General features: G+C 65.8%; 3 protein-coding genes. 2 read left to right on the top strand and 1 reads right to left on the bottom strand.

The genetic code is table 11. The annotated features are described in order from the left end of the window. Nucleotides 1-568 (bottom strand): hypothetical protein (locus EB084_25165; protein ID NDD31555.1); only part of this gene is annotated, 568 nt, incomplete at its 3' end. A 473-nt stretch (nucleotides 569-1,041) separates the two neighbouring features. On the opposite strand from EB084_25165, the gene EB084_25160 reads away from it, so the two are divergent. Both EB084_25160 and EB084_25155 read left to right on the top strand, forming a co-directional pair. After that, nucleotides 1,042-1,287 (top strand): type II toxin-antitoxin system prevent-host-death family antitoxin, encoded by a 246-nt coding sequence (locus EB084_25160; protein ID NDD31554.1) that lies wholly within the window; start codon nucleotides 1,042-1,044, stop codon nucleotides 1,285-1,287. Then, nucleotides 1,284-1,558, top strand: a 275-nt coding sequence (locus EB084_25155; GenBank protein NDD31553.1) for a hypothetical protein, incomplete at its 3' end; no start/stop codon positions are given. The genes EB084_25160 and EB084_25155, both read left to right, overlap by 4 nt.

The following is a 1,558-nucleotide window of genomic DNA, read 5'->3' as shown; positions in this document are numbered from 1 at the left end:
ACTGCTGGGTGCCGCCCACGGCCACCGTGGCCTGCGCTGGCGTCACCGCCACGCCCATCAGCTCGACCGTACGGGTGACAGGCACCGTCACCGTCTGGCCGGACAGGGTCGTCGCTGTTGGCACGATGTCGCCAGTGCTCACGCCATTGGCGTCGAAGCACTGCACGTACACGTCGTAGGTGCCCACGGGTACGTCTGGCACCGTCACATCGAATGTGGTCGCGCCGTTGGGGCGCTGGCCCGTGACAGGGGGAACCACATCTTGATGCGTGGTCTGATCGAGCACGTGCACCGTCACCGTGGCGGTATCGGCGAATGTGGGCGCCGCCGCTGACGCAGTCTTGGCCACGACCGCGGGGAAGGTGAGCTGCACGACCAGGTTTTGTGTCACGACAGCCGGCGCAGCGGTCACGCCTTCGGTGAGGGGCGAGCCCGGCCTCAAGCCGCCTCCGCTGCCGCAGCCTGTCAGCAGGGTGATGATGGCGGCCAGGGTCAGAACCACAGCACGCAGCGCGGCGCGCGGGTGCGGAGAGCGCACGCCTGCGAGAATCAGGGGGGGGTGCTTCATGGGGGGGCGAGACCTCCAAAGCGATGATGTCGATGCAAGCGTACGGGGGGCGTCGTTGTTGCTCGTAGAATCGGGGGGCGGCAGGCCGTCGCGAACGCGGCCACAACACCCGCCTCGGGACCAGCACCGCATCACAGTCACCCCAGCGTGCACGGTAGAGTACGCCGGGGGGGGGGATCTTGCACGCGAGGACACCCGAAGTCTCCCGCCCAAAATCAAGCAGAGCACCGTCTCGTTCTGAGTCCGCCAGAGCGCGCGCACCATGGAAGCTCCACCCGATTGCGTTGGCGATAGCGCCATCGGCCGAGAGGGCAACCTGCGGGACGTCTGCATTCCCGAAGATGACCCGGGGCCTGCTCAGGGTTTGTGGGCACTGGCCAGGTAGTGGTTACAAGCCGACACCAGCAAAGATCGTCTGGTTCTTAAATAGACTAAGTCTTGACCTGGTCCGTCAACGGTGCCATACTGAATCCATGGAAGAGGTAACCACCCACCAGGCGAAGACCCAGCTTTCAAGCCTGATAGAACGCGTCTTGCGGGGCGAGGACATCGTCATCTGCCGCGGGCGTCAGCCTGTGGTTCGCCTGGTCCCGGTCGAGTCGGGCCGCGAAACGCCACGACGCCCGACGGTGGGAACCATCACCTCGCGTCCCGTCTCGTGGACAGCCGACGCCTTCGCTCCCCTGACCGATGACGAGCTCGAGGCATGGGGTCTGTGAAGGTCCTGCTCGATACCTGCAGCTTTCTGTGGCTGGCAGCGGCGCCAGAGAACCTGGGACCAGAGGCAGCAGCAGCCATCGACCGCAATGACTGCGAGCTCTTCCTGAGCGATGGCAGCGTCTGGGAGATCTGTCTCAAATGGCAGGCGGGCAAGATCAGCCTCCCGGGGCCGCCCCGCTCCTGGGTCGAGACCCAGCGGACGACGTGGCGGCTCACGACGCTGCCCATCGAACAGACGCACCTGTATCGGGTGACCGAGCTCCCCGCCTA

The sequence above is a fragment of the Pseudomonadota bacterium genome (assembly GCA_010028905.1).
Classification (GTDB): Bacteria; Vulcanimicrobiota; Xenobia; order RGZZ01; family RGZZ01; genus RGZZ01.
The sequence above is the reverse complement of the archived record's forward strand: the minus strand, read 5'-3'. Positions and strand labels throughout refer to the sequence as shown.

Excerpts from the sequence above, each read along its gene's own strand:
- EB084_25160 (NDD31554.1), top strand. The coding sequence starts at position 1,042 with ATGGAAGAGGTAACCACCCACCAGGCGAAGACCCAGCTTTCAAGCCTG.